Genomic DNA, 24,864 nt, shown 5'->3' with positions numbered 1-24,864 from the left:
AAGGCATGACAGTTCGTACGGGACCGGGCCCCCGGGAGCGCCTGCTGACGGCCGCCGACCAGCTGATCTACAGCCAGGGCGTCAATGTCGGCGTCGACGCCCTGCTCAAGGCGGCCAACGTGGCCCGGCGTTCGCTGTACGAGCACTTCGGCGGCAAGGACGGCCTGATCGTCGAGGTGCTCAGGTCGGCCGCCGACGCCGACGCCGCCGACTACCGCCGCACCATGGACGCCGCCGGCCACGACCCGCGCGAGCGCCTGCTGGCCGTCTTCGACCGGATCGGCGAGATCGTCGCCATGCCCGGCTTCCACGGCTGCCGTTACCTGGCCGCCGACCTCGGCCTGACCGACCCCGGTCACCCCGCGCACGAGATCACCCGCGACTACCGCCGGCACGTGCACGAGCTGCTGGCGCGCGAGCTGACCGCGCTCGGCCACCCGCGTCCCGACCACGCCGCCGACCAGCTCCTCATCCTCATCGACGGCACCCTCGCCGTCGGCGCGACCCGCCCCGGCACCGCTCCGGCCGCCGCCGCCCGCGAGCTCGCCGAACACGTCATCGCCCCCTGACGGGCGGCGCGCGGTCTTCGGAGGTCGTGGGCGGTGCCTACCCGGCCGTCACGGTCAGGGTGGTGTGCGGGCCGGTCGTCGCGCCCTCAGGGCCGACCAGGTCGAGCGCGAAGCCGTCCGACGTGCTGCGGCCCAGCAGGCGTGCCGGCTGCCCGCAGAACAGCGGCCGGTTGTTGCGGTGCGCGACCCGCCTCACCCGCTCGGGACGCCTCTCCAGCCGCAGCGTCTCGGCCAGGGCGAGGGTCATCAGCGGCCCGTGCACCAGCAGGCCGGGATATCCCTCCACGCGGGTGGCGTACGGCCAGTCGTAGTGGATGCGGTGGGCGTTGGCGGTGGCGGCGGAGAACCGCATGAGCAGGGTCGGATCGGTGTCGAAGTGCCACTCCCAGGCGCCCGCCCTGCGGAACGGGGAACCGGCGGCACGCGCCGCCACGGCCTCCTCGGCCGTCGCCGCCGGGCCGGTGGGCGCCACGGCCTCGCGGTAGATCAGGTCCTGCCGCTCCTCCAGCCCGGGACTGCCGTCCTGGCCGGTCAGCCGGGTGCGCACGACCACCACGACCAGCCGTCCCGACCGCCCGGACTTCTCGGTGACCGACTCCACCGTGCTCTGCCTGCGTACGGTCTCGCCGACCCGCAGCGGCCCGTGGAACACGACCTCGCCCCCGGCGAACATCCGCCGCGGCAGGCCGACGGGCGGCAGGAACGAGCCGCGTACGGGATGCCCGTCGCCCCCCAGCACGGACGAGACGGGCCAGCGCGCCAGCGCCGCCCAATGCCAGAGCGGCGGCAGCTCCGCGCCCGGTCCCGGGACCGGCACGCCGTCGTCGAACAGGGCCGCGAGCGCGGCGACCGGCGACGGGTCGACCAGCTCGTCACTGACGACAGTCGACGGCTCCCACCCCTGCACGCTGCTACCGCCCTCCGCCGTGACCGCCGCGAACCACGGTACGCCCCGGCCGGGCCCGCAGGGCAGAGCGCGGTCGCCCCGGGGGGAGGGCGAACGTCAGCGGGCGGTGATGATGCCGCCGGGCAGCAGGGCGCCGAGGGTGGACGTGTCGTTGACCATGTTGAACACGTCCAGCACCGGCTGGAGCAGCGCGCCGACGGGCCCGCCGGCGGCCAGCGAGTCGGCGGCGGCCGGGGTGGTGAGCGCGACGGTCAGCAGCGCGCCACCGGCCATGGCGCAGGCGATACGGCCCTTGAGTTTCATGGACACCTCCATGGGAGTTACTGAGAGTGATCGTCCAGCACTCTATGTGACAAGCGGGCGTCCGGCCGGTAAGGCGCACGGTCAGGGCTGGACGGGCAGCATGACCTCCACCGTGGTGCCCGCGCCCGGGGCGCCGCTGACCAGGCAGATCCCGCCCAGTTCGGCCGTGCGCTCGCGCATCGAGGTCAGGCCGACGCCGGACCGGTGCTCCGGCGGCAGGCCCCTGCCGTCGTCGGCGACCAGCAGCCGCAGCGCGCCGGGCTCGCGGCGCAGCTCGACCCGGACGCGGGTGGCCCGCGCGTGCCGCCGCACGTTCGTCAGCGCCTCCTGCGCGATCCGGTAGACGGCCACCTCGACGGCGGCGGGCAGGCCGGTCAGGTCGCCCTCGGCGATCACCTCCGCGGCTGGGCCGTCCGGCGCGGCCAGCGCCCGTACGGCGGCGGCCAGGCCCAGGTCGTCCAGGGCGGGCGGGCGCAGGCCGTAGACCAGCTGCCGCAGGTCGCCCGTGACGGCGTCCATACCGGTACGCAGCTCGCGCAGCAGCCCGTCGGCCGCCTCCGGCGAGCTCTTCAGGCTGAGACGGGCCATGTTGACGGTCATGGCCAGCCCGCTGAGCGTCTGGCCGAGGCCGTCGTGCAGGTCCCGGCGCAGCCGGCGGCGCTCCTCCTCGCGGGCGGCCAGCATACGTTCGCGAGAACGTTGCAGGTCGGCGGCCAGGCGGACCGCGTGGGCCACGTCGGCCGCGTACGGGACCAGCGTGTCCAGCACCCGCTCGTCGTGCGCGGCGGGGAAGCGGCGCGCGGCGGGCGGGCCGACCAGGAGCCGCCCCACCCATTCGCCGTGCCAGATCAGGGGCACCTCGCGCGGGGAGTCGCCGACCTGCCCGCGGTCCGTGCTCGCCACGCTGACCGGGTGGCCGGGCTCGCCGCTGGTCACCTCGACGGCGACGCCGCGTACGGCCAGGCCCTCGCGCAGCACGCCGATCACCGCCGCCAGCGCCTGCGCCGGATCGCCCCGGCGCACCTCCTGCGCCAGCCGCTCGGCCAGCACGCGCGGATCGCCCACCGGCCCGTAGAGCAGGCGGTCGACCGCGCGTTGCAGCGCCCGCCGCAACGGCTGGAAGAACGCGCCCGTGAGCAGCGCGGAGGCGAGCCCGGCGACCTGGTGGTACCCCGACACCAGCAGGCTCGACAGCGTGGCCACCCCGAAGTAGACCCCGCCGACCACGGCCAGCAGCCCGGCGGCGACGAACGTCCGGCTGACGACGGTGTCGATGCCGTAGAGCCGGTAGCGGGTCACCGAGATCACCATCGACACGGGGATGATCGCCGCCCACCCGATCGACAACCAGTACAGCTCCGGCACGACGACACCGGCGAGCATGAAGACGATGTACCCGCCGAAGGAGAACAGCGGCCAGCCGATCTGCCGCCGCACGACCGGATCGGCCCGGCGGAAGCGCAGCAACATCGACCACGCCGCCAGCGGCAGCGTCGAGAGGATCCCGGTCCAGGCCACCACCGTCACCACCGGCCAGATCGGCGCCAGCTCCGGGACCTGTAACGGGTTGGGGATGACCGCGGGCAGCGGATAGCCCTCGGCCGGCGGGTCGGGACGCAGGAACATGTGGGCCAGCTCCACCGCGGTCGACACCGCGCCGAGCAGCACCACCAGACGCCAGCGCCGCGACGGCAGCCTGCCGTCGGGGGAGTACAGCGGCAGCAACATCTCCAGCAGCAGCCCGGACACCGCCCAGCCGACCTGCGCGGGGAACCTCAGCAGCCCCGCCAGCGCGAGATCCCCGCCCGCCGCGGCGGCCAGCATCGCCGACTGGCAGAACGTGTTGACCGCGCCGCCGAGACCGCCCGCGCACATCAGCCACGCCAGCCTGAGCCGCGGCCGGTGCACGATGAGGAACGCGCTGAAGGCCGGGAAGGTGACCCCCGCCGCGGCCAGCGGGCTGAAGATCTCCGGCAGCCGCCACTCCGGCGGCAGCGCCGCGTACATCAGGACCGCCGCGAGCACCAGCACCGGCGAGACCACGGCCATGACGACGGCGACCACCCGGGCTGCCCACGCCATCCGTCCCCGCCTTCCGGCTGCCGTTCCCGCCCGACCCTAGCGTGCCCGCGGAACGGTCCGCCATGAGCGGGCCCGCCGGCCGGATCGACCGGCGAGGGGCGGGTCAGCGCAGTGACCGCAGCAGGACGCTCCGGTCGAGGACGTCGACGGGCCACGTACGGGAGCGCAGGGTGCCCCGGTCGCGGTAGGCGCGCATGATCGCGACGTGTTCGGGCAACCGGACGAACCCCCGCAGATCCTCCTCGCTCCGCCACACCGACAGCGAGCCGACCCGGCGGCCGGCGAGGTCCGCCCAGAGCCACATGCCCACCGCGCCCGGCAGGCCGGGCCAGTGGCGGCTCAGGGACCGGCCGTGCCGGGCGATGCCGGGCAGGTCGAGCAGCCGCCGCATGCGGAAGTCCGTCAGGGCGGCGACCAGCGGCCCCGGGCGGTCGCTCTCGGGGCCGGGGATCCAGCGTGAGGTCAGCATGCGGCGCACGGCCCGGCGGTGGTGTCGGATGTCATGCCACCAAACTATATTAACGACCGATCGTTTGTATATCTGGGTGGCGTTCAGGCGCGGCCGGGGGAGAGGGCGCCGGCCAGCTCGCGCCAGTGGGGCATCGCCGTCCGGCCCGGCTCGATCCCGATCACCTGCACGGCGACGTGGTCGGCGCCCGCGTCCACGTGTCCGCGCAGCTTGCCGACGACGGTGTCCAGGTCGCCCCAGAAGACGAAGTCGTCCACCAGGCGGTCGCTGCCGCCGCCGGTGATCTCGTCCTCCGCGTACCCGAGCCGCCGGAACTTCGCCACGTTGTACGGGGTGCTCAGGTAGGGGCGCAGGTGCTCGCGGGCGGCGGCGCGGGCCTTGGCGGGGTCGGTCTCGAACAGCACCGGATGCTCGACGGCCAGGAAGGCGTCCGGGCCGAGGAGCCGCCGTGACTCGGCGGTGTGCGCGACGTTGACGTGGTAGGTCTGCGCGCCCGCCGCGCGGTCGCGGGCCAGTTCGAGCATCTTGGGTCCGTACGCGGCCAGCAGGCGGCGCACGCCTGACTTCGGGACGGGGTTGACGGTCTCCAGCTCGTCCAGCTCGTCGAGGTAGGCCCGCATGGCCGTCAGCGGGGTCGTCCCGGGGCGGGGCTCGCCACCGAAACCCAGGCCGAGGACGTGCCGGTCGGGGTAGGCGTCGGCCAGCAGCAGGGCTGCGCCGTGCGTCCACCTGGCCTCGCGGGCCCAGATCTGGGCGATGCCGTTCACGATGTGCATCCGCCGCGTGCACGACAGCAGGAAGCCGGCGTGCGTGAGCGCCTCGCGGCCCAGGAGCTCGGGCATCCAGAACGCCCCCCACCCCTGCTCCTCCAGCTCCTGGATCGACTCGCGCATGTGCGCGGCCGGCACGTGCTCGAAGTCGAACGTGTAGATCCCGTACGTGCCGAGGTCCAGGCCGTCGATGCTGCCCATGGGACATCCCCTCATCGTCATGTCGATCGTTAGAAGGATAGACATATCGCAAAATGTCGATATATGGAAACCGGCCTCTGCCGTAGGCGAGCGGGTGCGGCTTCTACAGCGTGCGGCCGAGCGTGGCGACGAGCTGGGCGATGCGCCGCTCGTCGCGCTTGTAGTGCGTCCACTTGCCCACGCGGGTGGCGCGCACCAGCCCCGCGTGCTGCAGCTCGCTCAGGTACGCCGACACCGTCGACTGCGCCAGGCCCACCCGGGCCTGGATGTGCGTCACGCACACGCCGACCTCCGCCGGGTCGGCGATCGCTCCCTCCAGGGAGAAATGGCGCTCCGGCTCCCGCAACCACGACAGCAGCCGCAGCCGGGTCGGGTTCGCCAGCGCCCGCAGCGCCTCGGACAGCTCGGAATCGGTCATAAGTGGAGCCTCCGCCATGGACGCGATCATAGTGAGTCATCGACGTATCGCGGTAACCCGATGCGTGCCAGCTCGGAGGCGGTGGGGTTTCCCAAGGCGAGGCAACGCCTCGGGAGATTTTCCGCACCCGCAGTAATCCATCCAGTCAAGACGATTGCCTCAAATAAGGCGATCGCCTTATATTCCGAAGTGTCGGGCTTTCAAGCTGGAGGACGCATGACCGCTGACGCGATCCCCGATTTCCCCTTCGACCGCCCCGCGGCGCTGGAACCGCCCCCACAACTCGCCGACCTGCGGGAGAAATGCCCCGTGGCCCACGTACGCCTGCCCAGCGGCGACGTGGCGGCCCTGGTGACCAGGTACGACGACGCCCGCGCCGTCATGGCCGACCCCCGCTTCAGCCGCGACCTCGCCCGCGAGGGCGCCGCCCGGCTGTCCACCACCGAGGACGGCGGCCTGTTCAACCGGCGCAAGGACGCCGGCGACATCGGCGAGGGCGAGGGCCACATGCGCTGGCGGCGCCTGCTGAGCCGCTGGTTCACGGCCCGGAAGATGGAGGTCTGGCGCCCCCGGGTCCAGGCCATGGCCGAGGACCTCCTCGACTCCATGCTGGCCAAGGGCTCCCCGGGCAACCTGTCGTCCGGCCTGGCCCTGCCCCTGCCGGTACGGGTCATCTGCGCGCTGGTCGGCGCGCCGAGCTCGGACCAGGACAAGTTCGCGCACTGGTCGCGCACGATGCTGACCCTGACGCGCAACACGCAGGAGGAGGTCGACACGGCCTACCGGGAGTTCAACGCGTACGTGTCGGACCTGATCGACCGCAACCGCGCCGACCCCGGCGACGACCTGCTCAGCGAGCTGACCCAGATCACCGACGCCGAGGACGGCAGGCTCAGCCAGGACGAGCTCATCGCCACCGTGCGCGGGCTGCTGCTGGCCGGCCACGAGACCACGTCCAACATGATCGCCATCATGACGGCGATGTTGCTGTCCGACCGGCAGCGCTACGAGGCCGTGATCGACGACCCCGACCTGGTCCCGGGCACCGTGGAGGAGGTCCTGCGGCTGGACAGCACGTTGTCGGCCATCGGCGGCGTGCCCCGCTTCATCACCGAGGACGTCGAGCTGAGCGGGATCACCGTGCCCGCCGGCAGCACGCTGATCCCCAACATCCCGGCGGCCAACCGCGACCCGGCCAAGTTCGCCGACCCCGACCGGTTCGACCCGCGCCGGGAGAACAGCGGCCAGCACCTCACCTTCGGCGCCGGCCGCCACTACTGCCTCGGCCAGCCGCTGGCCAGGGTGGAGCTGCAGGTCGTCCTGGACCTGCTGACGCGGCGGCTGCCCGGCCTGCGGCTCCGCGACGACGCCGGCGAGCTGCGGCTGCGCACGGGCGGCCTGTCCGGCGGCCTCCAGGACGTGTGGGTCACCTGGTGACCCGCTGACCTCCGCCGGCGGCATGGGATAGCGTTCGGGGACGGTGGTGGAAACGAGATCGAGGACCGGTCATGGACGTCAGTACGGCGGTCGCCGCGCCGTCTCCCCGCTCGATCCGGGCCAAGGACAGGATCATGCAGACCGCGGAGCGGCTCTATGCCGAGCACGGCTTCGCGCACGTGTCGATCAGGATGATCCGCGAGGCCGCGGGCCAGCGGAACAAGTCCGCCGTCCAATACCACTTCAGCACCCGTGACGAGCTGATCCACGCGATCCTGTCCCGTCACGCGGCCGCCATCGACCGGCACCGCCTGCCGATGGTGGCCGCGCTGGAGACGTCGGGCGAGGTGTCGCTGCGCGACTGGATCACGTGCGCGATCGCGCCGAGCATCGAGCACCACATCGAGCTGGGCACCCCGTCCTGGTACGGGCGGTTCCTCGCCCAGGCCGTCGTGGAGCCGTCCCTGCGCGAGTACGCGGCGCGGGCGACGTTGAGCACGCCCTCGTTCCGCCGGCTGGAGCTGCTGCGCCCGCCGTCGATGCGGGACCGGGAGCGCGAGCTGTCCGAGCGGCAGACGGCGATGATCCGGCTGCTCGTCGTCCACATGAGCGCCGAGCTGGAGGCCGACCTGGCGGCCGGCCACGCCGCCGCCGGTTCAGTCGAAGAATCCTGGCGGGCTCTGGGCGAACATCTTGTCACCGCCGTCTGCGGACTCAGCGGCGCCCTGCTGCCTTAGAGAGTCCCTGTCCGGTACGCGCACGATCTCCCCGCCGGTGCCGCGAGGGGCGCCGTAGTGGCGGACCGCCTGGTAGTACAGCTTGGCCAGCGCGTTGCAGCTCGGCTGACGGAAGATCGAGTACTGGGTGCACACCTGCTTGAGGTCGAAGAAGAACGCCTTGTCGATGCGCTCCTTGTTCGCCGGGAAGTCGCCGACGGCCTGGTAGTTCCGGTAGCCGAAGTCGTGCCGCCGGCACGGGATCGAGAAGTCGAAGCCCATCGGCTGGTCGGGGCTGCTCGTACAGCCGTCGCTCGACCAGTCGAAGTCGAAGTCGGCCCACGACCCCCGGTCGGCCCAGGCGTCCCGCCAGGCCTCGGCGCTGGAGGCGGTGGGTTGCGTGAACCCCGAGAGCGCGGAGAGCTTCTCCTCCAGCGTCACCGCCTGGGCCGACGGCGCGACCGCGAGGGCGGCGACCAGCGAGAGAGCGAGCGGGACCGGCGCCACGAGAGCCCGTCTGACCATGGGAACCTGCCTGTTTCGACCGGGACGGGAACATTTCATGGTCAGGTTCGCCCGCCGGCCCGCCGCGACCTGGGAATTCCGGGAAAACCCGTGGCAAAGGTCGTGTCCGCTTTCTGAACCGCGGGCCGGCCGTTCATCGTCCGAGGCCGGGGTGGTCAGGCGTCGGCGTCAGCCCAGGCCGTCGGCGTGGTTCATCTCCTCGGCCTGGGCCAGGGCCTCGGCCAGCGGCGGGACGTCCCAGACCGTGCGTTCGGCGTCCGTGGTGACGGGGTCGACGCGGTAGAGGGACCAGCGGCCGCCGGTGTCGACGTACTGGGTGCCGTAGCGCTGGGGCAGGCCCATGTGCAGCAGCCACCGGTCGAGGGCCGAGGCCGCCAGCCGGCGGGCGGGCCGGCAACCGGCGTCGGCCGCCCGCCGTGCCAGTTCGAAGGCCAGGTGGTAGTGCTCGGCCAGCCCGCCGTGCTGCATCACCGTGGCCAGGTGGTAGTAGTCGCCCGGCGAGCGCACCTCTCCGGCCGCGAACTTCTCCATGCAGCGCGCCCGCCGGGCCGGGCCGCGCTCGTCGCCGTCGCCGGGCACGCCGTCGCGCCGGTCGTCCTGGTCGCGTTCGAACAAGTCACGCAGCTCCGGATCGCCGGGCGCCTCGCGGTCGGGGTCGGCGAGCTTGGCGAGGATTTCCGGAAGGCTGAACATTTGGCTGCGCGGCGCGGCCGACCATCTGCGCGCCGCTCGCGCGCGGCCCTTTCCAGTACGGTTATCCGCCACGTCTGCCAGCGTGCCGGGACAACCCGGGGCGCGCAAGACGGCGCCACGCCGCAATATAGGGAAAATGTAGGGCCCTCCCCGTTGACGCTTTATTGGGCCGGGGCGATGATGGCCGCGAAAGGGGCGCCCGCGCCTCCACCGGAAATGAGGGAATGCGTGACCCTGCTTAAGGATGCGAATACTCGACACCCCGGGGCGCCTGCCGGCGTGCCCGCCAGGCGCCGTCACACGGCCGTGAGCTGCGGGTTCCTGGCAGGTGGTGGCAGGGGCTGAGCAGATGAAACCCGCGCCTGGTGCTCCGGCGCTCCTTCACGCCGGCCGGCCCGAGTTCGCCGCCGATTTCCGGGCGCATGAATTCATGCCCTTCGGCCCGGAGGTCCCGTCCATTGACTCGGGGTGGTGCGGAATTCTAGAACGGTCATCGCCGGGAAGCGTTTCCGGCACGGCCGCTGATAACGCACGGTGGATGTGGATCGCGATATTACGCAGAAGCCGCGCGGGCAAATGGCTCGGCCGCGCGAAGAGGGCGTACGAGGAAGCACATGGCATTCCGGGCCCGCCGCTCACCGGTGGCGCGGCATGAGTGATCTCGTCGCCTCCGCCGCGGACGCCCTGCGCGCGCTCGACGAGGCGCTGCTCGGTCTGCTGAAGGCGCTCCCGCCCGAGGACCCCGGCGCGCGGACGGAGCTCCGGGCCGAACTCGAGCGGGCGGGCGTCACGGACGAGGTCGCCGGCCGCTGCCTGCGCATCCTGCGGACGGTGTTGTCCGGCGAGCACGCGCGCCCGAGCGACTGGATCGGGGTGACGGCGGTGTTCCAGTGCGGTTTCTGCGGCTCGGCGCCCGACCCCGCCGACCTCGTCGTCGGCAAGTCGGTCTCGATCTGCCTCGGGTGCGCGCTGCTGGCGACGGCCGGGGCCGTGCGGGGCGAGCGGGAGCCGGTGGAGCGGCCGTGCGCGTTCTGCGGCGCGCGGGCCGTCCCCGCCCACGTGGGAGCCGACGGGGACATGACGGTCTGCCGCGCCTGCGGCGAGCTGGTGCTCTACATCATCGCCAGCAAGAAGCGCGCCGATTGACGCCCGGGGACGGCGGGACGGGCGTCAGCCGCCCTGGGTGTAGATCGTCCGCCACCGCGAGCACCGGCCGACGGGCCGCGCGCCGTTGCCGCGGCACACCTGGGCCCGGATCTGCAGCGCGCCGCCGACGTTCTTGCGGAAGGAGCCGGTGCCCGGCAGGCAGTTGTAGACCCCGTGCGTGCGCCAGCGGCCGTTGCTCGCGCTCTGGTACCTGATCAGGACCCACGAGCAGCCCTTGCCGCGGTCGTCGTCGAGGGTGCCGGTCACGGCCAGGCCCGACTGGCCCGCCACGACCTTGCCCCGGGCGGTCGCCAGGCCGTCGGCCGAGTGCAGGGCGCCCCACCTCCAGCTCGCGGGGTCGGCGGCGGCCGCCGTGCTCAGCGCGATCAGCGTGAGGACGGCGGCGCCCAGGGCGGTCAGGACGCGGGTCGGAAGATGGTTCGTCACCGGTCCAGGACTACCGGCCGGTACTTGTGGCCGACTTGGAAGCGGGCTGAGGCGTCAGAGTGAGGGGCAGCGGGCGGGGGCGGTGCCGTAGGCGTACCGGAGGAAGTCGACCAGGTAGGCCGACCAGGCGTTCCAGTCGTGGCCGCCCCTGCTGTAGCAGTAGCGGTGGCCGACGCCGAGGCCGGTCAGCGTGGCGTCGAACTCGCTCGCGTACGCCCCGAGGATCGGCTCGCTGACGCCTGCGGCGTCGTCGCTCGCCCTGGTGTCGTAGCCGCACGCGGCGGGCGCGGGCCCGGTGCCGTCCGGGACGCGCGGGAGGCTCGCGCAGCCGCCGGCGTACAGGGCCAGCCGTCCGTCGTAGGCGGCGTACCTGCCCTGGGTGACCAGGTCGGCGGGGTTGGCGGCGGGCCAGTCGTCGACCGTGCGGCCGTGGAAGACCGTGGTGGTGTGCGGGCCGAACAGGGTGTCCAGGCGGTAGCGGCGCTGCACCTCCTGGTCGAGGACGGGCAGCGGGCCGCCGTTGTCGTACTTGTTGACGCGGAACTCGCCCAGGTCGGTCAGCTCGATCGCCGCGCCCGACTGCCACATGGAGTCGGAGATCGTGCGCTGGGCGGGCCTGGCGCGCAGGTCGATGCCGGGCGAGAAGGCGCCGATCACCGAGAAGACGCCGGGGTGCGCGGCCGCGTACCGCAGCGTGCCGTAGCCGCCCATGGACAGGCCCGCCAGGCCGCGTCCCGACCGGTCGGCGACGGTGTTGAAGTTGGCGTCGATCCACGGGATGAGCTGCTCGATGTGGTACGTCTCCCACTTCGGCGCGAAATATCCGTCCGTACGGCCGGCCCAGTCCGCGTACCAGCCGGTCATCCCGCCGGTCGGCATCACCACGATGCCGTCGAAGGAGCCCGCGGTCCGGACGAGGGAGACGAGGTCGGCCTTGGTGGTCCACGAGTCGTAGTCGTCGCCGCCGCCGTTGAGCAGGTAGAGCGCCCGGTAGGGGGTGGCGCGCGAGGGGTCGTAGTCCTTCGGCAGGTAGACGCGGACGGTGATCGGGCGCGACAGCGGGTCGATGACCGGGGTGCCGCCGGACGGCTGGAAGATCGCCGTCGAGGTCATCGTGACGTCCCGCAGCTCCGAGTCGTCGCTCTGCGGGCGACGTCGCACGTCGAGGCAGGTGATGCCGTGGCCGTCGGGCCGGGGCAGCACGGCCGCGCACCCGGCCGCTCCGGTGGCCGCCTGCGTGGGCGCCGCCTGGGCCACCCCCGTGCCTGCGAACGTGCCTGCGAACATCAGTAATCCGGCAAGGGCGGACGTGAACCGCATCGTTCTCCTTCGGTTCGGGCTCCCGACCGCCCCAACTTACGAGGGGACCGGCGGCCGGCGCGTCAACCGCCGGACCGAAGGAGGTCAACTTCTGCCGTACGCCTCAGCTGCCGTACGCCTCAGCGCAGATGCGCGGCCGTCCAGCAGTCGGGCGCGCCGGGCCTGCCGCACGCCGTCAGCCCGCGCAGGACCCCGGCCAGGTACGCCGTCCGGGCGTTGCCGGGGTCGTTGGACTCCTGGCGGGGGTCGGTGACGGTGTTGTAGTACTCGGGCTTCGGCTCGCCCTCGTACTCGGCGTACAGCTCTCCTGCGGTCCGTACGGCGTTGTAGGTGGGCGGCTGCGCGTTGCCCTGCTTCAGCCGGTCGGCGTCGGGGTCGGGCCTGCCGGGCGTCCGCGGGTCGGGCCTGACGTGCTCGACCAGCGCCGCCTGCCGCCAGTCGGCGACCTGCCGGCCCTGGATGAGGGGGAGCAGGCTGCGGCCGTCCCGGCTGTCGCGGATCGCCGGGGCGAGGCCGGCCATGTCGAGGAAGGTCGCGAACAGGTCCACGTTCTGGGCGATCGCGCCGGTCACCCGCCGGTCGTGCTCTCCGGTGACCGGCCGCCTGACCAGCAGCGGGACCCGTACGTCGTGGTCGTAGGGGGTGGACTTGCCGCGTACCAGGCGGTGCTGGCCGAGGTGGAAGCCGTTGTCGCTGGCGAACACGACGTAGGTGTTGCGGCGCTCCGGCTCGGTCAGCGTGGACAGCACCCGTCCCACCATGTCGTCGACCGACTGGACCATGCGGATCCGGTCACGGAAGTCCTCGCGCAGCTCCTCGGCGCGCTTCGCCTCGATCGGCGCCCGGCGGACCCAGGAGGGTTTGTCGGCGGTGTCCTCGTCGTAGGAGGGCAGGGTGGTCACGTCGATGCCGTCGCAGTCGGGGCCGCCGCAGTCGCCGTGCGGGAACTCGCCGGCCGGGAAGCGGTCCTTCGGGCGGTCGCGCGGCGCGGGCGGGAAGCGCGGTTCGGTGTCGCCGGGCTTGACGTCCACCCGGTTGTGCGGGGAGAAGGGCGAGACCTGGAGGAAGAACGGCCGGTCGGGGGCGTGCTCGCGGGAGCGCTCGATGAAGCCGGTCGCGCGCTGGGCCAGCTCGTCGACCAGGTAGTCGCCCCTGGAGGGGGCGATCGGGCGCCGGTCGCCCGACTCCTCCCTGACGTAGCGGGTGAGCTGGTACCTGAACTCGTTGTAGCCGCCGCCCGCGGAGACGTGCCACTCGTCCCAGCCGGTCGGCACCTGGTAGCCGGGGCGGGCGGGGTACTCGTTGATGTACTTGCCCAGGTAGCCCGTGCGGTAGCCGGCCTGGTGGAGGGAGGCGGCGTAGGTGCGGCTCTCGTGCCGGGCGAACGCCTCGTAGCCGCCGCGGTCGTAGCCCTGGTTGGTCCGTACGCCGGTGTTGTGCGGGAACTGGCCGGTGAACATCGAGGCCCGGGAGGGGCAGCAGAGCGAGTCGGACACGTAGTAGTCGGTGAACGTGGTGCCGCCCTCGGCGAGGCCGCGGACCGTGTCCATGTAGGGCAGCAGGTCGGCCGACAGGTCGTCGACGAGGAAGAAGATGATGTTGGGCCGGGCGGGGGTGTCGGCGGCCGCCGGAGGCGTGGGCGAGGCGATGAGCAGAGCGAGGACGACGGCCACCGCCGCAGCCACACTTCTCCTGATATTTCGGGACAACGACATGCCTGCCTCGTAAACGGTGCGAAAGGGAGCAACGGCGCTGCCCAGTAATACCAGACAAACTACCCACAAACCACCAAACCACCACCTCCCCCACTCCCATCCCCCCAGCTCAAGCGGCCTGCGGTGCGAAGGGCGAAGGGGGTGAAGGGCGCCAAAGGACGCGGAGGGCGCGCAGGGCCGGAATGGCGAGGGCACGCAGGGCGGAGGGTGCGAAGGGGGGAGGACGCGAAGGGCGGTGAGCGCGAAGGGCGTGGATGAGTGTGGAGGGCGGAGGGTGTGAGGCGCGCGGAGGTGTGTGGCGGGTGGGGGGTGGGTCAGGGGGTGAGGATGCGGGTCAGGGTTTCCTGGACCGTGGCGCGGACGGTGGCCGGGTCGTCCAGGTCGAAGCCCACTACCAGGCCGTCCCTGACCAGGAGGAGGATGTCGGCGGTGCGTTCGGCGTCGGTGTGGCCGTCGGCCGCCAGGAGGTCGCGGTACAGGTCGCGGTGCCAGCGCCGGTGCTCGGCGATGGCCTTCCGGACGGGATGCGCCGGATCCGGGTACTCGGCCGCCGTGTTGACGAACGGGCAGCCGCGGTAACCGGCGCCGGACCCGAACTCGCACATGAACGCGAAGACGGCCGCCAGCGTCTCCCGGGGTGAGCCCGCGCGCAGCGTGTCGACCAGGGCCCGCTGTGCCGCCCCCTGCTCGGCGATGTACGCCCGGACCAGCTCGTCCTTGCTCGGGAAGTGGTGGTAGAAGGTCGCCTTCGCGACGCCCGCCGCGGCGATGATCCGATCGATCCCCACCGAGTGCACGCCCTCGGCGTAGAACAGCCGCGCCGCCGTCTCCAGGACCCGGATGCGGGCCGGACTCGGGCGGGGGTCCTTCACCGTCTCTGCGCTCACCCCTTGACGCTACCAGACAGACCTGTCTAGTCTCAGGCCCAACGAACTAGACAGACAGGTCTGTCTAGCAAAACGAAGGGCAACCGGTCATGAGCATGTACACCGCCATCGCCACCTCGGCCGGCCGCGACGGGCGCGCGGTCACCTCCGACGGCAGGCTGGACGTCAAGCTGGCCCTGCAGAAGGAGCTGGGCGGCGACGGCGAGGGCACCAACCCCGAGCAGCTCTTCGCCGCCGGCTACGCCGCCTGTTTCGCCTCGGCCATGCGGCTGGTGGCCGGGCAGAAGCGGATCGACGTCTCCGACGCCTCCGTCACGGCGGAGATCGGCCTGTCGCCCAACGGCGCGGGCGGGTTCCAGCTCGACGCCACGCTCCGCGTCGAACTGCCCGACGACATCGCCCCCGAGGTCGCCCGCGAGCTGGTCGAGGCCACCCACCAGGTCTGCCCCTACTCCAACGCCACCCGCGGCAACATCCCGGTCAACCTGATCGTCGAGTGACGGGATCCGCCTCCCGGAAGATCGGCCGGAGGTAGAGACGAGAGACTTGAAGTGTGACATGTTACATGCCATGCGAATCACTCTCTCCGCGGCGGCCGCCCTGCTGGCGATCGCCGCGCTCGGCGTCCCTCCCGTCTCCGCCGCGGCGGCGGAAACCGCGGCGCCACCCGTGAAAAAGGTGAGCAGGGAGATCTCCCCGCTCAGCCCGCAGCAACGCGAGCAGGCGGCGCTGCACAGGCAGGCCGTCGAAGGGCTCTTATCCCCGGACGCGGCGGCGGCCAAGGCGCGGCCCGGCCGCTCGGTCAAGGTCGGCCACCGCTACGTCGAGCTCGCCCAGGAGCGCAAGGACCAGATCTTCGTCGTCCTGGCCGAGTTCGGCGACAAGGTGGACAACGAGACGAAGATCGACGGCCAGATCAAGTACGGCGGCCGGCCCGGCCCCCGCCACAACGCGATCCCCGACCCGCGCGGCACCGACGACAACCACACCCTCTGGCGCCCCGACTTCGACCGCGCCTCCTACGTGAAGTCCTACTTCGCGACCGGCGGCAACTCCCTGCGCGACTACTACCGCCTCCAGTCCTCCGGCCGCTACGACCTCGACGGCTACGTCAGCGACTGGGTACGCGTGCCGTACAACGAGGCCCGCTACGGCAGCGACCGGTGCGCCCCCGAGGAGGGCGGCATCTGCTGGAACAACTGGGACCTGGTACGCGACTCGGCCAACGCCTGGTACGAGGCCGAGAAGGCCAAGGGCAGGACGGTGGAGCAGATCCGCGCCGAACTGGCCGAGTACGACGTCTGGGACCGCTACGACTACGACAACGACGGCGACTTCGACGAGCCCGACGGCTACCTGGACCATTACCAGGTCGTGCACGCCGGCGTGGACGAGACCTGGGGCGGCGGCGCGCAGGGCGCGGACGCCGTCTGGGCCCACCGCTACTTCGCCTACTGGCCCGAGCGCGGCCAGGCCGGCCCCGAGGGCAACCGCAACGGCGGCACCCAGATCGGCGACACCGGCATCTGGGTCGGCGACTACCTGACGGCCGGGGAGAACAGCGGCGTCGGCCTGACCGCCCACGAGTTCGGCCACGACCTCGGCCTGCCGGACCTGTACGCGGGCGGCGGGGACAACTCGGTCAACTTCTGGTCGCTGATGTCGTCCGGCTCCTACCTGAGCTCGCGGACCGGCCCGCTCGGCGAGTACGCCGGCGACCTGGACGCCTGGAGCAAGCTCCAGCTCGGCTGGCTGGCCTACGACCGGGCGCGCGCGGCGACCCCCTCCACGCACACCCTCGGCGTCGGCTCCTACAACACCCGCGATCCGCAGGCGCTCGTGGTGGACCTGCCGGCGCGCGAGATCAGCACCCCGCTGGGCCGGCCGTACCAGGGGGAGTGGCAGTGGTGGAGCGGCAAGGGCGACAACCTTGAGCAGACGCTCACCCGGCAGATCGACCTCTCCCGGGCCACGGAGCCGACGCTCAAGGCGCACGCGGCGTACGCGATCGAGCAGGGCTACGACTACCTGTACGCCGAGGTCTCCCGCGACGGCGCGGCCTGGACGCCGGTCGGGCAGCCGCTCACCGGAAGCTCGGACTGGCGGGAGATCTCCTACGACCTGAGCCCGTACGCGGGCGGCAAGGTCTGGTTCCGCTTCCGCTACTCGACCGACTCCAACACCTCCGAGTCCGGCTTCCGGGTGGACGACATCCAGGTGCCCGGCGTGTTCGCCGACGACGTCGAGCAGGGCGAGGGCGAGTGGACGGCGGTGGGCTTCGCCCGCAGCGGCGAGGTGGGCGTGCAGCGCTTCTCCCGCGCCTACCTCGCCGAGAACCGGCGCTACACCGGCTACAACGCCTACCTGCGGACCGGGCCGTACAACTTCGGGTGGACCGGCAGCCAGCGGGTCGAGCACTACCCGTACCAGCAGGGCGTGCTCATCTGGCTCTGGGACGCCTGGTACGGCGACAACACCACCCGCGACCACCCCGGCGAGGGCATGATCCTGCCCGTCGACGCCCGGCCCGAGCCGCTGCGCTGGGCCAGTGGGGCGGCGGCCGGGGCGCGGCTCCAGGTGTTCGACGCGCCGTTCGGCAACGCGCGCACGGACCGGCTCCGGCTGCACTCGGCGGGCGTTCCCGCCGTGTTCCCGGCGCGTCCGGGCGTTCCCGTGTTCGACGACCACCGTGGCGTCTACTGGCACCCCGATCTGCCGCAGCTCGGGGTGAAGGTGCCCGACACCGGCACCCGGATCGCCGTCCTGCGTGACGGGGACCGCGCGCTGGTGCGCGTCTCGGCGTCCTAGCGGCTTCGGCGCGGCCCGCGTGCGGGGACGCGGGCCGCAGATTGATGGGCGTTTACGACCGTTTTAGGTGGTCAAGGGCAGGGTTGTGGTGATATATCCCGTAGAGAGGAAAGATCATGACCTCTGGGCCTGACGGATTCGGCAAGGCGGAGACCCTGGAGCACGAACCGCCCAGGCGCCGGTTCCCCCGCTCCGTGCTGCTCGCCGCGACCACCGCGGTCGTCCTGGCCACCGGCGCCGGCGTGGCCGCCGCCTCGGCGCTGTCGCCGGCGCCGTCGCCCACCGGCACGCCCCCGTCCGCGGGGAGCCCTTCGGCCGTCCCGTCGGGCTCGCCGTCCGACAAGGGGCGCGGCTGGGGGCGCGGGTTCGGCGGCCCGCCCGTCCACGGCGAGTTCGTCGTCCCCGACGGACAGGGCGCGTACGTGACGGTGGCCACCCAGTACGGCGAGGTCACCGCCGTCGGCCAGGACTCCGTCACGGTCAAGAGCGGGGACGGCTACACCAAGCAGTACGCCGTCAACGCCGACACCCGGGTCAACCGCGACCAGGGCATCGGCGCGATCAAGGCCGGCCAGAAGGTCATGGTCAGCGCCAAGGTCAGCGGCGGCACGGCCACCGCCGTCACCGTCCACGACGTGACCGCCCGCGACGGCCGCGGCCGGCACGGCGACGACCACTGGGGCGACAGGGGCGGCGAAAGGGACGGCGGCAAGGGCGGCCCCCGGCACGGCGACCACCAGCCCGCGCCGTCACCCAGCTCCACCTCCTGAGGCGACGCCGACCCATTTCTCGCGGTTATGCCCCCCGTATATACCCTCGGTATATAGTGCGGGGGCATGAGCGTTCCTCTTGCGCTGCTCGGCCTCCTTGAGCGGGAGCCGAGCCACGGCTACGACCTGAAGCGCGACTACGACACCTATTTCGGCCGCGGCAAGTCACTGCCCTTCGGCCAGGTGTACTCCACCCTCGGCCGGCTGGCCAGGGACGGCAAGGTCACCGCGGGGGAGAGCGAGCCGGGCGACGGCCCCGAGCGCAAGCGCTACGCGATCACCCCGATCGGCGCGCGCGAGGTCGAGGCGTGGCTGAGCGAGCCGGTCGCAGCCGAGCCGTACCTGCAGACCGTGCTGTTCACCAAGGTCGTGCTGGCGCTGATGCTGGGCCGCGACGCGGCGGCCTACCTCGACCTCCAGCGCGCCACGCACCTGCGGCGCATGCGCGAGTTCGCGCAGATCAAGCGGGGGGACTCGCTGGCCGACGCGCTGCTCGCCGACCACGGCATGTTCCACCTGGAAGCCGATCTGCGCTGGATCGACGTCACCCAGGCGCGGCTGGACGCGCTGGCCGAGCTGGTGCGGGGGTCGTCGTGATCCTGGAGGCCCGCGCGATCAGCCGCTCCTTCGGCCGCACGCCGGCGCTGCGGGAGGCCAGTCTGGAGGTGGCGGCCGGGGAGGTCGTGGCGGTCATGGGCCCCAGCGGCTCGGGCAAGTCGACGTTGCTGCACTGCCTGGCCGGGATCTTCACCCCCGACGGCGGCGAGGTGTGGTTCGACGGCCGCCGCCTGGACACCCTGAGCGACGACCGGCGCACCCGGCTGCGGCGCACCGCGTTCGGCTTCGTGTTCCAGTTCGGGCAGCTCGTGCCGGAGCTCACCGCGGCCGACAACGTCGCCCTGCCGCTGCTGCTCGCGCGTACCGGGCGCAAGGCGGCATATCGGCGGGCGGCGGGCTGGCTGGAGCGGCTGGAGCTGGCCGAGCTGGGCGAGCGGCGCATCGGCGAGCTGTCCGGCGGGCAGGCGCAGCGGGTGGCGATCGCCAGGGCGCTGGTGACCGGGCCGCGGGTGTTGTTCGCCGACGAGCCGACCGGCTCGCTCGACTCGCTGACCGGCGAGCACGTCATGGAACTGCTGGTCGGCCTGGCGCGAGAGGAGGGCACCACCGTGATCGTGGTGACCCACGACGCCCGCGTCGCCTCCTGCGCCGACCGGGAGGTCATCGTCCGCGACGGCCGGCTCACCGACCCCTTCGCCGGTCAGGTCGTACGGTGATCGCCCTCGGCCTGCGGCTGTCGCTGGCCGGAGGCAGGGAGGCGGCCGCCCGGCTCGCGCTGATCGTCGCGGGAGTGGCGGTCGGCGTGGCGGTGCTGCTCACCACGCTCTCCCTGTTCAACGCCTTCCAGACGGCCGGCGAGCGCACCTGCTGGGAGTGCACCCGCGGCACCGCCCCCAGCGGCTGGGCCCTCGACGCCACCGCCACCGGCGCCCTGTGGAACCACCACGAGGACTACTACGCCGGCCGCCCGATCAGGCGGCTCGACGCCGCCGCGCTCGGCGGCCAGGCTCCGGTCGTCCCCGGGCTGTCCCGCATGCCCGCGCCCGGCCAGTACTACGTCTCCCCGGCGCTGGCCCGGCTGCTGGACTCGGCGCCGCGCGCGCAGCTCGCCGACCGCTTCCCCGGCACGAGGGCCGGGACGATCGGCCGCGCCGCGCTCTCCGGCCCCGACGACCTGACCATCGTGATCGGCCGCACGCCCGAGCAGGTCGCCGCCCTGCTCGGCACCCGGCAGGTCGACACGACGGCCGACGAGCCCGCCGTCGACGCCAACGCCGACATCTACCACTTCGGGTTCGCGATCGCGGCCGTCGGGCTGCTGCTGCCGCTGCTCGTGCTGGTCAACACCGCCACCCGGCTGGCCGCCGCCCGCCGCGAGGCGCGCTTCGCCGCGATCCGGCTGGTGGGCGGCACGTCCCGGCAGGTCAACCTGTTCGCCGCGGTGGACTCGGCGCTCGGCGCGCTGACCGGCACGCTCGCCGGGATCGTGCTCTTCCTCCTGGTACGCCCGGCCATCGCCACCATCCGCGTCACCGGCTCCCGGTTCTTCCCCGACACGGTGACCCCGGCCGCCTGGCAGTACACGGCCGTGCTCGCCGGCGTCCCGCTGCTGGCCGGGGTGAGCGCGCTGTGGTCGCTGCGTCGCGTCCGGATCTCGCCGCTGGGCGCGCTCAGGAAGGGCGCCCCACGGCCGCCGCGCGCCTGGCGGGCGCTCCCGCTGCTGGCCGGGCTGGCGCTGTTCGCGGTGCCGATGTTCCAGACCGACGACCGCAAACCGAACGCCGGGACGGCCTCGGCGGGCCTGGCGCTGATCATGATCGGGCTGATCCTGGCCGGCCCCTGGCTGACGATGCTGGCCGCCCGCCTGGCCGCCCGGCTGACCGGCGGAGCGGCGACGCTGCTGGCCGCCCGGCGGCTGGCGGCCGACCCGAAGGCCGCCTTCAGGTCCGTGAGCGGGCTCGTCCTCGCGGTGTTCATCGGGACGGCGATCGCCGGGATCGTGCCCGCCGTGGTGGCCGGCCAGCGGGCGGTGGCCGGCGGGACGCTGTCCGGCGTGCTGCGCGCCCCGCTCGGCGACCTCGGCGGCGGCGGGTTGTCACCGCGGGCCGGGGCCGAGCTGGTGGCCCGGCTGCGCGCCTACCCGGGCGTCGGCGTGCTGCCGATCCACGCCGCGAAGGAGGAGGAGAACCGGGTGATCGACCCGGAGCGGCCGCCGCCGCCCCGGGCCGTCGTCGAGTGCGCCGACCTGGCCCGCTTCCCGGCGCTCGGGCAGTGCCCGCCGGGCGCGCGGGCGGTCGCCGGGCGGTTCGACCGGGTGGTGGAGGCCGACAACCCGCTCACCATCGACAAGCTGATCCCCCTCGCCGGGCCGGACAGCGAGCCCGTCTCCGCCGACGGGCTCAACCTGGCCTCCGTGCTGGTCACCATGGCCGACCCGGCGACCCTGGAGGAGATCCGCACCCTGCTGGCCGGGCAGAGCACCGGCCCGCCGATGACGTTCGACGAGGTCGCCCAGGTCCGGGCGGCGCTCTACACGCAGGCCGAGAACATCGCGCTGGCCATGGTCGCGCTGACCCTGCTCGCCGGCGGCTGCAGCCTGCTGGTGGCGGTCGGCGGCGGGCTGGTGGAGCGCCGGCAGCCGTTCACGCTGCTGCGGCTGGCCGGTACGCCCGGCCGCACCCTGGGCGCGGTCGTGCTGCTGGAGTCGGCGTTGCCGCTGGTCCTGGCGGCCGTCGTGGCGGCCGGGGCCGGGTTCGGGGTGGCGGCGCCGTTCATCGACGCCCTCGCCATGAAGGGGGCCTCCCTGGCGATGCCGGGGCCCGCCTACTTCGCCGGCGTCGGCGGCGGGCTGGTCGCCTCCCTGCTGGTGATCTCGACCGTCCTGCCGCTGCTGCGGCGCATGACCTCGCCCGACAACGCGCGTTTCGAATAGGAGCCACATGAAGCTGCGAACGTCCTGTGCGGCGATCGTGCTCGCTCTGGTCGCAGGCCTGCTCACGGGCCCGCCGTCCGCGGCCGCCGCCGGCCGCTGGTCGGCCGAGATCCGGCGCACCGAGTACGGCATCCCGCACGTGTCCGCCAAGAACCACGGCGGCCTGGGCTTCGGCTACGGGTACGCCTTCGCCCAGGACAACCTGTGCGTGCTGGCCTCGTGGGTGGTGACGTTGCGCGGCGAACGATCGCGCCACTTCGGCCCGCAGGCCCGGTCCGACGACCCGGTGCGCCCGGTCGCCAACCTCACCAGCGACCTCTACCACCGCAGCGTCGCCGACTCCGGCGTCGTCCGGCGGCTGCTGGCCAGGCCCGCCCCCATCGGCCCGAGCGCGGAGCTGCGCGAGCTGGTCGACGGGTACGTGGCCGGCTACAACCGCTACCTCGACGACACCGGCGTGGCCAACCTGCCCGACCCCACCTGCCGCGGCAAGTCCTGGGTCGGCCCGATCACCGCCGAGGACGTCTGGGCCAACCTCCTCGACCTGAGCCGCATGTCGGGCGGCTCGGCGCTCAAGGAGGCCATCGTCGGCGGCGGGGACGACGGGGACGAGGGCCCGCGCCGCGCCCCCGGCAGCAACGGCTGGGCGCTGGGCCGCGAGGCCACCCGCGACGGCCACGGCATGCTGCTGGCCGACCCGCACTTCCCGTGGAACGGCGTCCGCCGCTTCTACCAGGTGCAGCTCACCATCCCCGGCGTGCTGGACGTCGCCGGCGGCAGCCTGTACGGCACCCCCGTCGTGCAGATCGGCCACAACAAGACCGTCGCCTGGACCCACACCGTCTCCCACGCCCAGCGGTTCACCCTCTACCGGCTCGAACTGGCGCAGGGCGACCCCACCACCTACCTGGTCGACGGCCGGCCCGAGCCGATGGGCCGCCAGGAGGTCGTGGTGCCGCTCCAGGACGGCACCCTCGTCTCGCGCACCCTGTTCACCTCCCGCTACGGCCCGGTGCTGGCCGCCGGGCGCGGCGACGAGTACGCGTACGCGCTGGCCGACGTCAACGCCGCCAACCTGCGGGCGGCCGACGAGTGGCTGGCGATGGCCAAGGCCGGCGACCTGCGCGGACTGCGCGCCGCCCAGGACGCCCACCAGGGCCTGCCGTTCGTCTACACGCTGGCCACGGACGTCGGGGGGACGGCGTCCTTCGCCGACGCCTCCGTCGTCCCGCACGTCACCGACGCCCAGGCCGGCCGGTGCGCCAAGCCGTCGCCCGACCCGTCGATCGACGCCTTCGTCCTGGACGGCTCGACCTCGGCGTGCCTGTGGGGCAAGGACGCCGACGCGGTCGTGCCCGGCATCTTCGGCCCCGGCAACCGGCCCGGACTGACCCGCACCGACTACGTCGCCAACTCCAACAACAGCCCGTGGATGACGAACCCGGCCGCCCCGCTGACCGGCTATGACCAGGTCTGGGGCACCGTACGGACCGACGTGGAGCTGCGGCCCCGGGTGAGCCTGGACATGATCGACCGGCGGCTCAAGGGCACCGACGGGCTCGGCGCCCCCGGCTTCACCCTGGAGACGCTCCAGGCCACCGCGCGGAGCAAGCGCAACCACGGCTTCGAGCTCATGCGTCCGGACCTGGTGGCGTTGTGCCGGGGGCAGCGTGAGCTGCGGGCCTCCTCGGGGGAGCGGGTCGACGTACGGGACGCCTGCCGGACCCTGACCCGCTGGGACGGGCGCGCCACGCTGGACGGCGAGGGCGCCGTGCTGTGGCGGCGGTTCTTCGACGGGCTGCAGGTCCCCGTCAAGCCCGGGGAGCCGCCGCAGAGCTGGTGGCGGGTGCCGTTCGACCCCGCCCAGCCGCTCACCACGCCGCGCGGCCTGAAGCGGGACGACCCCGCCGTGCGGCGCGCCCTGGCCGACGCCGTGCTGTTCTTCCGGGACAACCGTCTGCCCCTGACCCTCACCACCGGCCAGGCCCAGCACTACGCGTCGGTCCCGATCCCCGGCTGCACCGAGGGGGAGGGCTGCTTCGACCGCGTCCGCAACTCAGGCCCGCTCGGCAAGGACGGGCGCTACCCCGACGTGAACACCGGCTCCAGCTTCATGATGGCCGTCGAGCTCACCCCGGACGGGCCGCGCACCCGCACCGTCCTCACCTACTCCCTGTCCGCCAACCCGAACTCGCCCCACCACACCGACCAGACCGCGCTGTTCTCCCGGGGAGGCTGGGTCACGGAACGGTTCACCGACGCCGAGATCCGCTCGGCCCCGCAACTGAACGTCACCGCTGTGAGCGGCTGACCGCCTTGTGGCGGCCGCGTTCTGGCCTTATTGTCACCCTTCGTGAAACCCCTCATGATCTTGACGATGGCGGGCGTGCTCACGGCCTCCCTGGCCGGCACGGCCGCCGCCGAGAGCGCGGCCTACCCGGTCAAGCATCCCAAGCTGATCGCCAACCCCCTCTACGAGGCGGGCCCGCTGCCCACGACCACCTGCGCCGAGCCGCGGGTCAAGCGCCACAACCTCAAGCAGGCCCGCGCCTACGTGGACGCGGTCGTCGCCTGTCTGGAGAGCACCTGGCAGCAGCACCTGACCGGGGCGGGGCTGCCGTACGAGCCGGTGAAGGTGCGGCACATGAACCGCATCCCCAAGAAGTACTGCGGCCTGGCCGTGAACGACGACGACTCGCAGACGTGGTACTGCGCGAAGACCCGCACGCTGGCCTTCCAGATCGGCAAGGACTGGACGGACGACCCGAGCGACCTGTGGCTGCTCCACACGACGGCCGGGATGTACGCATACCACGTGCAGAACCTCGTCGGGATCTCCGACGCCTACGACGTGATCCCGTACCCCACCAAGGCGGAAGGGCGTGAGCAGGACCGGCGTAAGAATCTCCAGACCGAGTGCCTGGGCGGCGCCTTCGTCAAGAGCGTCTGGCCCCTGGCGGGCAGGTCGAAGAAGGACTGGGACTATTTCCTCACCCTCCCCGTAGGGAACAAGCTGGGCAAGTACAGCTCGTACGGCAAGACCTCCACGCTTCGCTCGTGGATCAAGCGTGGCTTCGCCACCGGGGACCCGGGCTCCTGCAACACCTGGGCGGCCGCCTCCTCCAAGGTGCTCTGAGCCGCCTCCCGCGGTGCCCGCGACCAGGTGTCATGCCGGTGACCGGGGGCATGAC

General features: G+C 72.8%; 24 protein-coding genes. 12 read left to right on the top strand and 12 right to left on the bottom strand.

The annotated features are described in order from the left end of the window. Nucleotides 1–5: 5 nt before the first annotated feature. Nucleotides 6–569, top strand: coding sequence for a TetR/AcrR family transcriptional regulator (locus ABZ459_RS20710; protein WP_357972238.1), 564 nt, complete (start codon nt 6–8; stop codon nt 567–569). Nucleotides 570–606: 37 nt separating this feature from the next. On the opposite strand, the gene ABZ459_RS20705 is transcribed toward ABZ459_RS20710, so the two are convergent. From ABZ459_RS20705 to ABZ459_RS20680, 6 genes are all read right to left on the bottom strand, one after another. Then, nucleotides 607–1,476, bottom strand: a complete 870-nt coding sequence (locus ABZ459_RS20705) for a MaoC family dehydratase N-terminal domain-containing protein (protein ID WP_357972235.1) — start codon at nt 1,474–1,476, stop codon at nt 607–609. Nucleotides 1,477–1,572: 96 nt separating this feature from the next. Then, the gene (locus tag ABZ459_RS20700) at nt 1,573–1,779 is read right to left on the bottom strand and encodes a hypothetical protein (protein WP_357972232.1); all 207 of its coding nucleotides are present in this window, start codon (nt 1,777–1,779) and stop codon (nt 1,573–1,575) included. An 81-nt stretch (nt 1,780–1,860) separates the two neighbouring features. Beyond that, nucleotides 1,861–3,861, bottom strand: coding sequence for a sensor histidine kinase (locus tag ABZ459_RS20695; protein WP_357972230.1), 2,001 nt, complete (start codon nt 3,859–3,861; stop codon nt 1,861–1,863). A gap of 103 nt (nt 3,862–3,964) precedes the next feature. Further along, complete coding sequence (locus ABZ459_RS20690) at nt 3,965–4,330, bottom strand: hypothetical protein (protein ID WP_357972227.1); 366 nt, start codon at nt 4,328–4,330, stop codon at nt 3,965–3,967. Nucleotides 4,331–4,413: 83 nt separating this feature from the next. Next, on the bottom strand, nt 4,414–5,301 hold the full coding sequence (locus tag ABZ459_RS20685) for a TIGR03620 family F420-dependent LLM class oxidoreductase (protein WP_357972224.1): 888 nt from the start codon (nt 5,299–5,301) through the stop codon (nt 4,414–4,416). Between the two features lie 103 nt (nt 5,302–5,404). Beyond that, complete coding sequence (locus ABZ459_RS20680) at nt 5,405–5,719, bottom strand: metalloregulator ArsR/SmtB family transcription factor (RefSeq protein ID WP_357972221.1); 315 nt, start codon at nt 5,717–5,719, stop codon at nt 5,405–5,407. Nucleotides 5,720–5,935: 216 nt separating this feature from the next. Between ABZ459_RS20680 and ABZ459_RS20675 the strand changes: the two genes are divergently transcribed. Next, on the top strand, nt 5,936–7,156 hold the full coding sequence (locus tag ABZ459_RS20675) for a cytochrome P450 (protein WP_357972218.1): 1,221 nt from the start codon (nt 5,936–5,938) through the stop codon (nt 7,154–7,156). 71 nt (nt 7,157–7,227) lie between these two features. After that, the gene (locus ABZ459_RS20670) at nt 7,228–7,893 is read left to right on the top strand and encodes a helix-turn-helix domain-containing protein (RefSeq protein ID WP_357972216.1); all 666 of its coding nucleotides are present in this window, start codon (nt 7,228–7,230) and stop codon (nt 7,891–7,893) included. Here the strand turns inward: ABZ459_RS20670 and ABZ459_RS20665 are convergent. After that, nucleotides 7,813–8,397 (bottom strand): phospholipase, encoded by a 585-nt coding sequence (locus ABZ459_RS20665; RefSeq protein WP_357972214.1) that lies wholly within the window; start codon nt 8,395–8,397, stop codon nt 7,813–7,815. The two genes, ABZ459_RS20670 and ABZ459_RS20665, sit on opposite strands and share 81 nt — an antisense overlap. Before the next feature lie 168 nt (nt 8,398–8,565). After that, nucleotides 8,566–9,090 (bottom strand): hypothetical protein, encoded by a 525-nt coding sequence (locus tag ABZ459_RS20660; RefSeq protein ID WP_357972212.1) that lies wholly within the window; start codon nt 9,088–9,090, stop codon nt 8,566–8,568. A gap of 651 nt (nt 9,091–9,741) precedes the next feature. Between ABZ459_RS20660 and ABZ459_RS20655 the strand changes: the two genes are divergently transcribed. Then, the gene (locus ABZ459_RS20655; RefSeq protein WP_357972210.1) at nt 9,742–10,236 is read left to right on the top strand and encodes a hypothetical protein; all 495 of its coding nucleotides are present in this window, start codon (nt 9,742–9,744) and stop codon (nt 10,234–10,236) included. 24 nt (nt 10,237–10,260) lie between these two features. Here ABZ459_RS20655 and ABZ459_RS20650 read toward each other — a convergent pair whose 3' ends face one another. The 4 genes from ABZ459_RS20650 to ABZ459_RS20635 form a co-directional block, all read right to left on the bottom strand. Then, nucleotides 10,261–10,683 (bottom strand): hypothetical protein, encoded by a 423-nt coding sequence (locus tag ABZ459_RS20650; protein WP_357972208.1) that lies wholly within the window; start codon nt 10,681–10,683, stop codon nt 10,261–10,263. A 54-nt stretch (nt 10,684–10,737) separates the two neighbouring features. Next, nucleotides 10,738–12,003, bottom strand: coding sequence for an alpha/beta hydrolase-fold protein (locus ABZ459_RS20645; protein ID WP_357972206.1), 1,266 nt, complete (start codon nt 12,001–12,003; stop codon nt 10,738–10,740). Between the two features lie 119 nt (nt 12,004–12,122). Then, complete coding sequence (locus ABZ459_RS20640) at nt 12,123–13,688, bottom strand: sulfatase (RefSeq protein ID WP_357972204.1); 1,566 nt, start codon at nt 13,686–13,688, stop codon at nt 12,123–12,125. Nucleotides 13,689–14,032: 344 nt separating this feature from the next. Further along, on the bottom strand, nt 14,033–14,605 hold the full coding sequence (locus ABZ459_RS20635; protein WP_357972202.1) for a TetR/AcrR family transcriptional regulator: 573 nt from the start codon (nt 14,603–14,605) through the stop codon (nt 14,033–14,035). An 89-nt stretch (nt 14,606–14,694) separates the two neighbouring features. Here ABZ459_RS20635 and ABZ459_RS20630 point away from each other — a divergent pair, with 89 nt between their 5' ends. The 8 genes from ABZ459_RS20630 (at nt 14,695) to ABZ459_RS20595 (ending at nt 24,809) form a co-directional block, all read left to right on the top strand. Then, complete coding sequence (locus tag ABZ459_RS20630; RefSeq protein WP_357972200.1) at nt 14,695–15,105, top strand: organic hydroperoxide resistance protein; 411 nt, start codon at nt 14,695–14,697, stop codon at nt 15,103–15,105. Between the two features lie 70 nt (nt 15,106–15,175). Further along, entirely contained in the window at nt 15,176–17,413 is a 2,238-nt protein-coding gene (locus ABZ459_RS20625) for an immune inhibitor A domain-containing protein (protein WP_357972198.1), read from the top strand. A 116-nt stretch (nt 17,414–17,529) separates the two neighbouring features. After that, nucleotides 17,530–18,183: a hypothetical protein gene (locus ABZ459_RS20620; RefSeq protein ID WP_357972196.1), complete on the top strand. Its 654-nt coding sequence runs from the start codon at nt 17,530–17,532 to the stop codon at nt 18,181–18,183. 66 nt (nt 18,184–18,249) lie between these two features. Next, a complete protein-coding gene (locus ABZ459_RS20615) occupies nt 18,250–18,780 on the top strand; it encodes a PadR family transcriptional regulator (RefSeq protein ID WP_352355886.1) in 531 nt (176 codons plus the stop codon). After that, complete coding sequence (locus tag ABZ459_RS20610; RefSeq protein ID WP_357972194.1) at nt 18,777–19,457, top strand: ABC transporter ATP-binding protein; 681 nt, start codon at nt 18,777–18,779, stop codon at nt 19,455–19,457. Before ABZ459_RS20615 ends, ABZ459_RS20610 begins: the two co-directional genes overlap by 4 nt. Further along, complete coding sequence (locus tag ABZ459_RS20605) at nt 19,454–21,673, top strand: FtsX-like permease family protein (protein WP_357972192.1); 2,220 nt, start codon at nt 19,454–19,456, stop codon at nt 21,671–21,673. Before ABZ459_RS20610 ends, ABZ459_RS20605 begins: the two co-directional genes overlap by 4 nt. A gap of 7 nt (nt 21,674–21,680) precedes the next feature. Beyond that, nucleotides 21,681–23,984, top strand: coding sequence for a penicillin acylase family protein (locus tag ABZ459_RS20600; protein WP_357972190.1), 2,304 nt, complete (start codon nt 21,681–21,683; stop codon nt 23,982–23,984). Between the two features lie 54 nt (nt 23,985–24,038). Further along, nucleotides 24,039–24,809 carry a hypothetical protein gene (locus ABZ459_RS20595; RefSeq protein ID WP_357972188.1) on the top strand — a complete coding sequence of 257 codons (771 nt, stop codon included), beginning with the start codon at nt 24,039–24,041 and terminating at the stop codon, nt 24,807–24,809. Nucleotides 24,810–24,864: the final 55 nt, after the last annotated feature.

Origin of the sequence: Nonomuraea sp. NPDC005692 (assembly GCF_040631115.1) — a bacterium.
Lineage (GTDB): Bacteria > Actinomycetota > Actinomycetes > Streptosporangiales > Streptosporangiaceae > Nonomuraea.
This window is presented reverse-complemented; position numbering and strand designations above follow the sequence as displayed.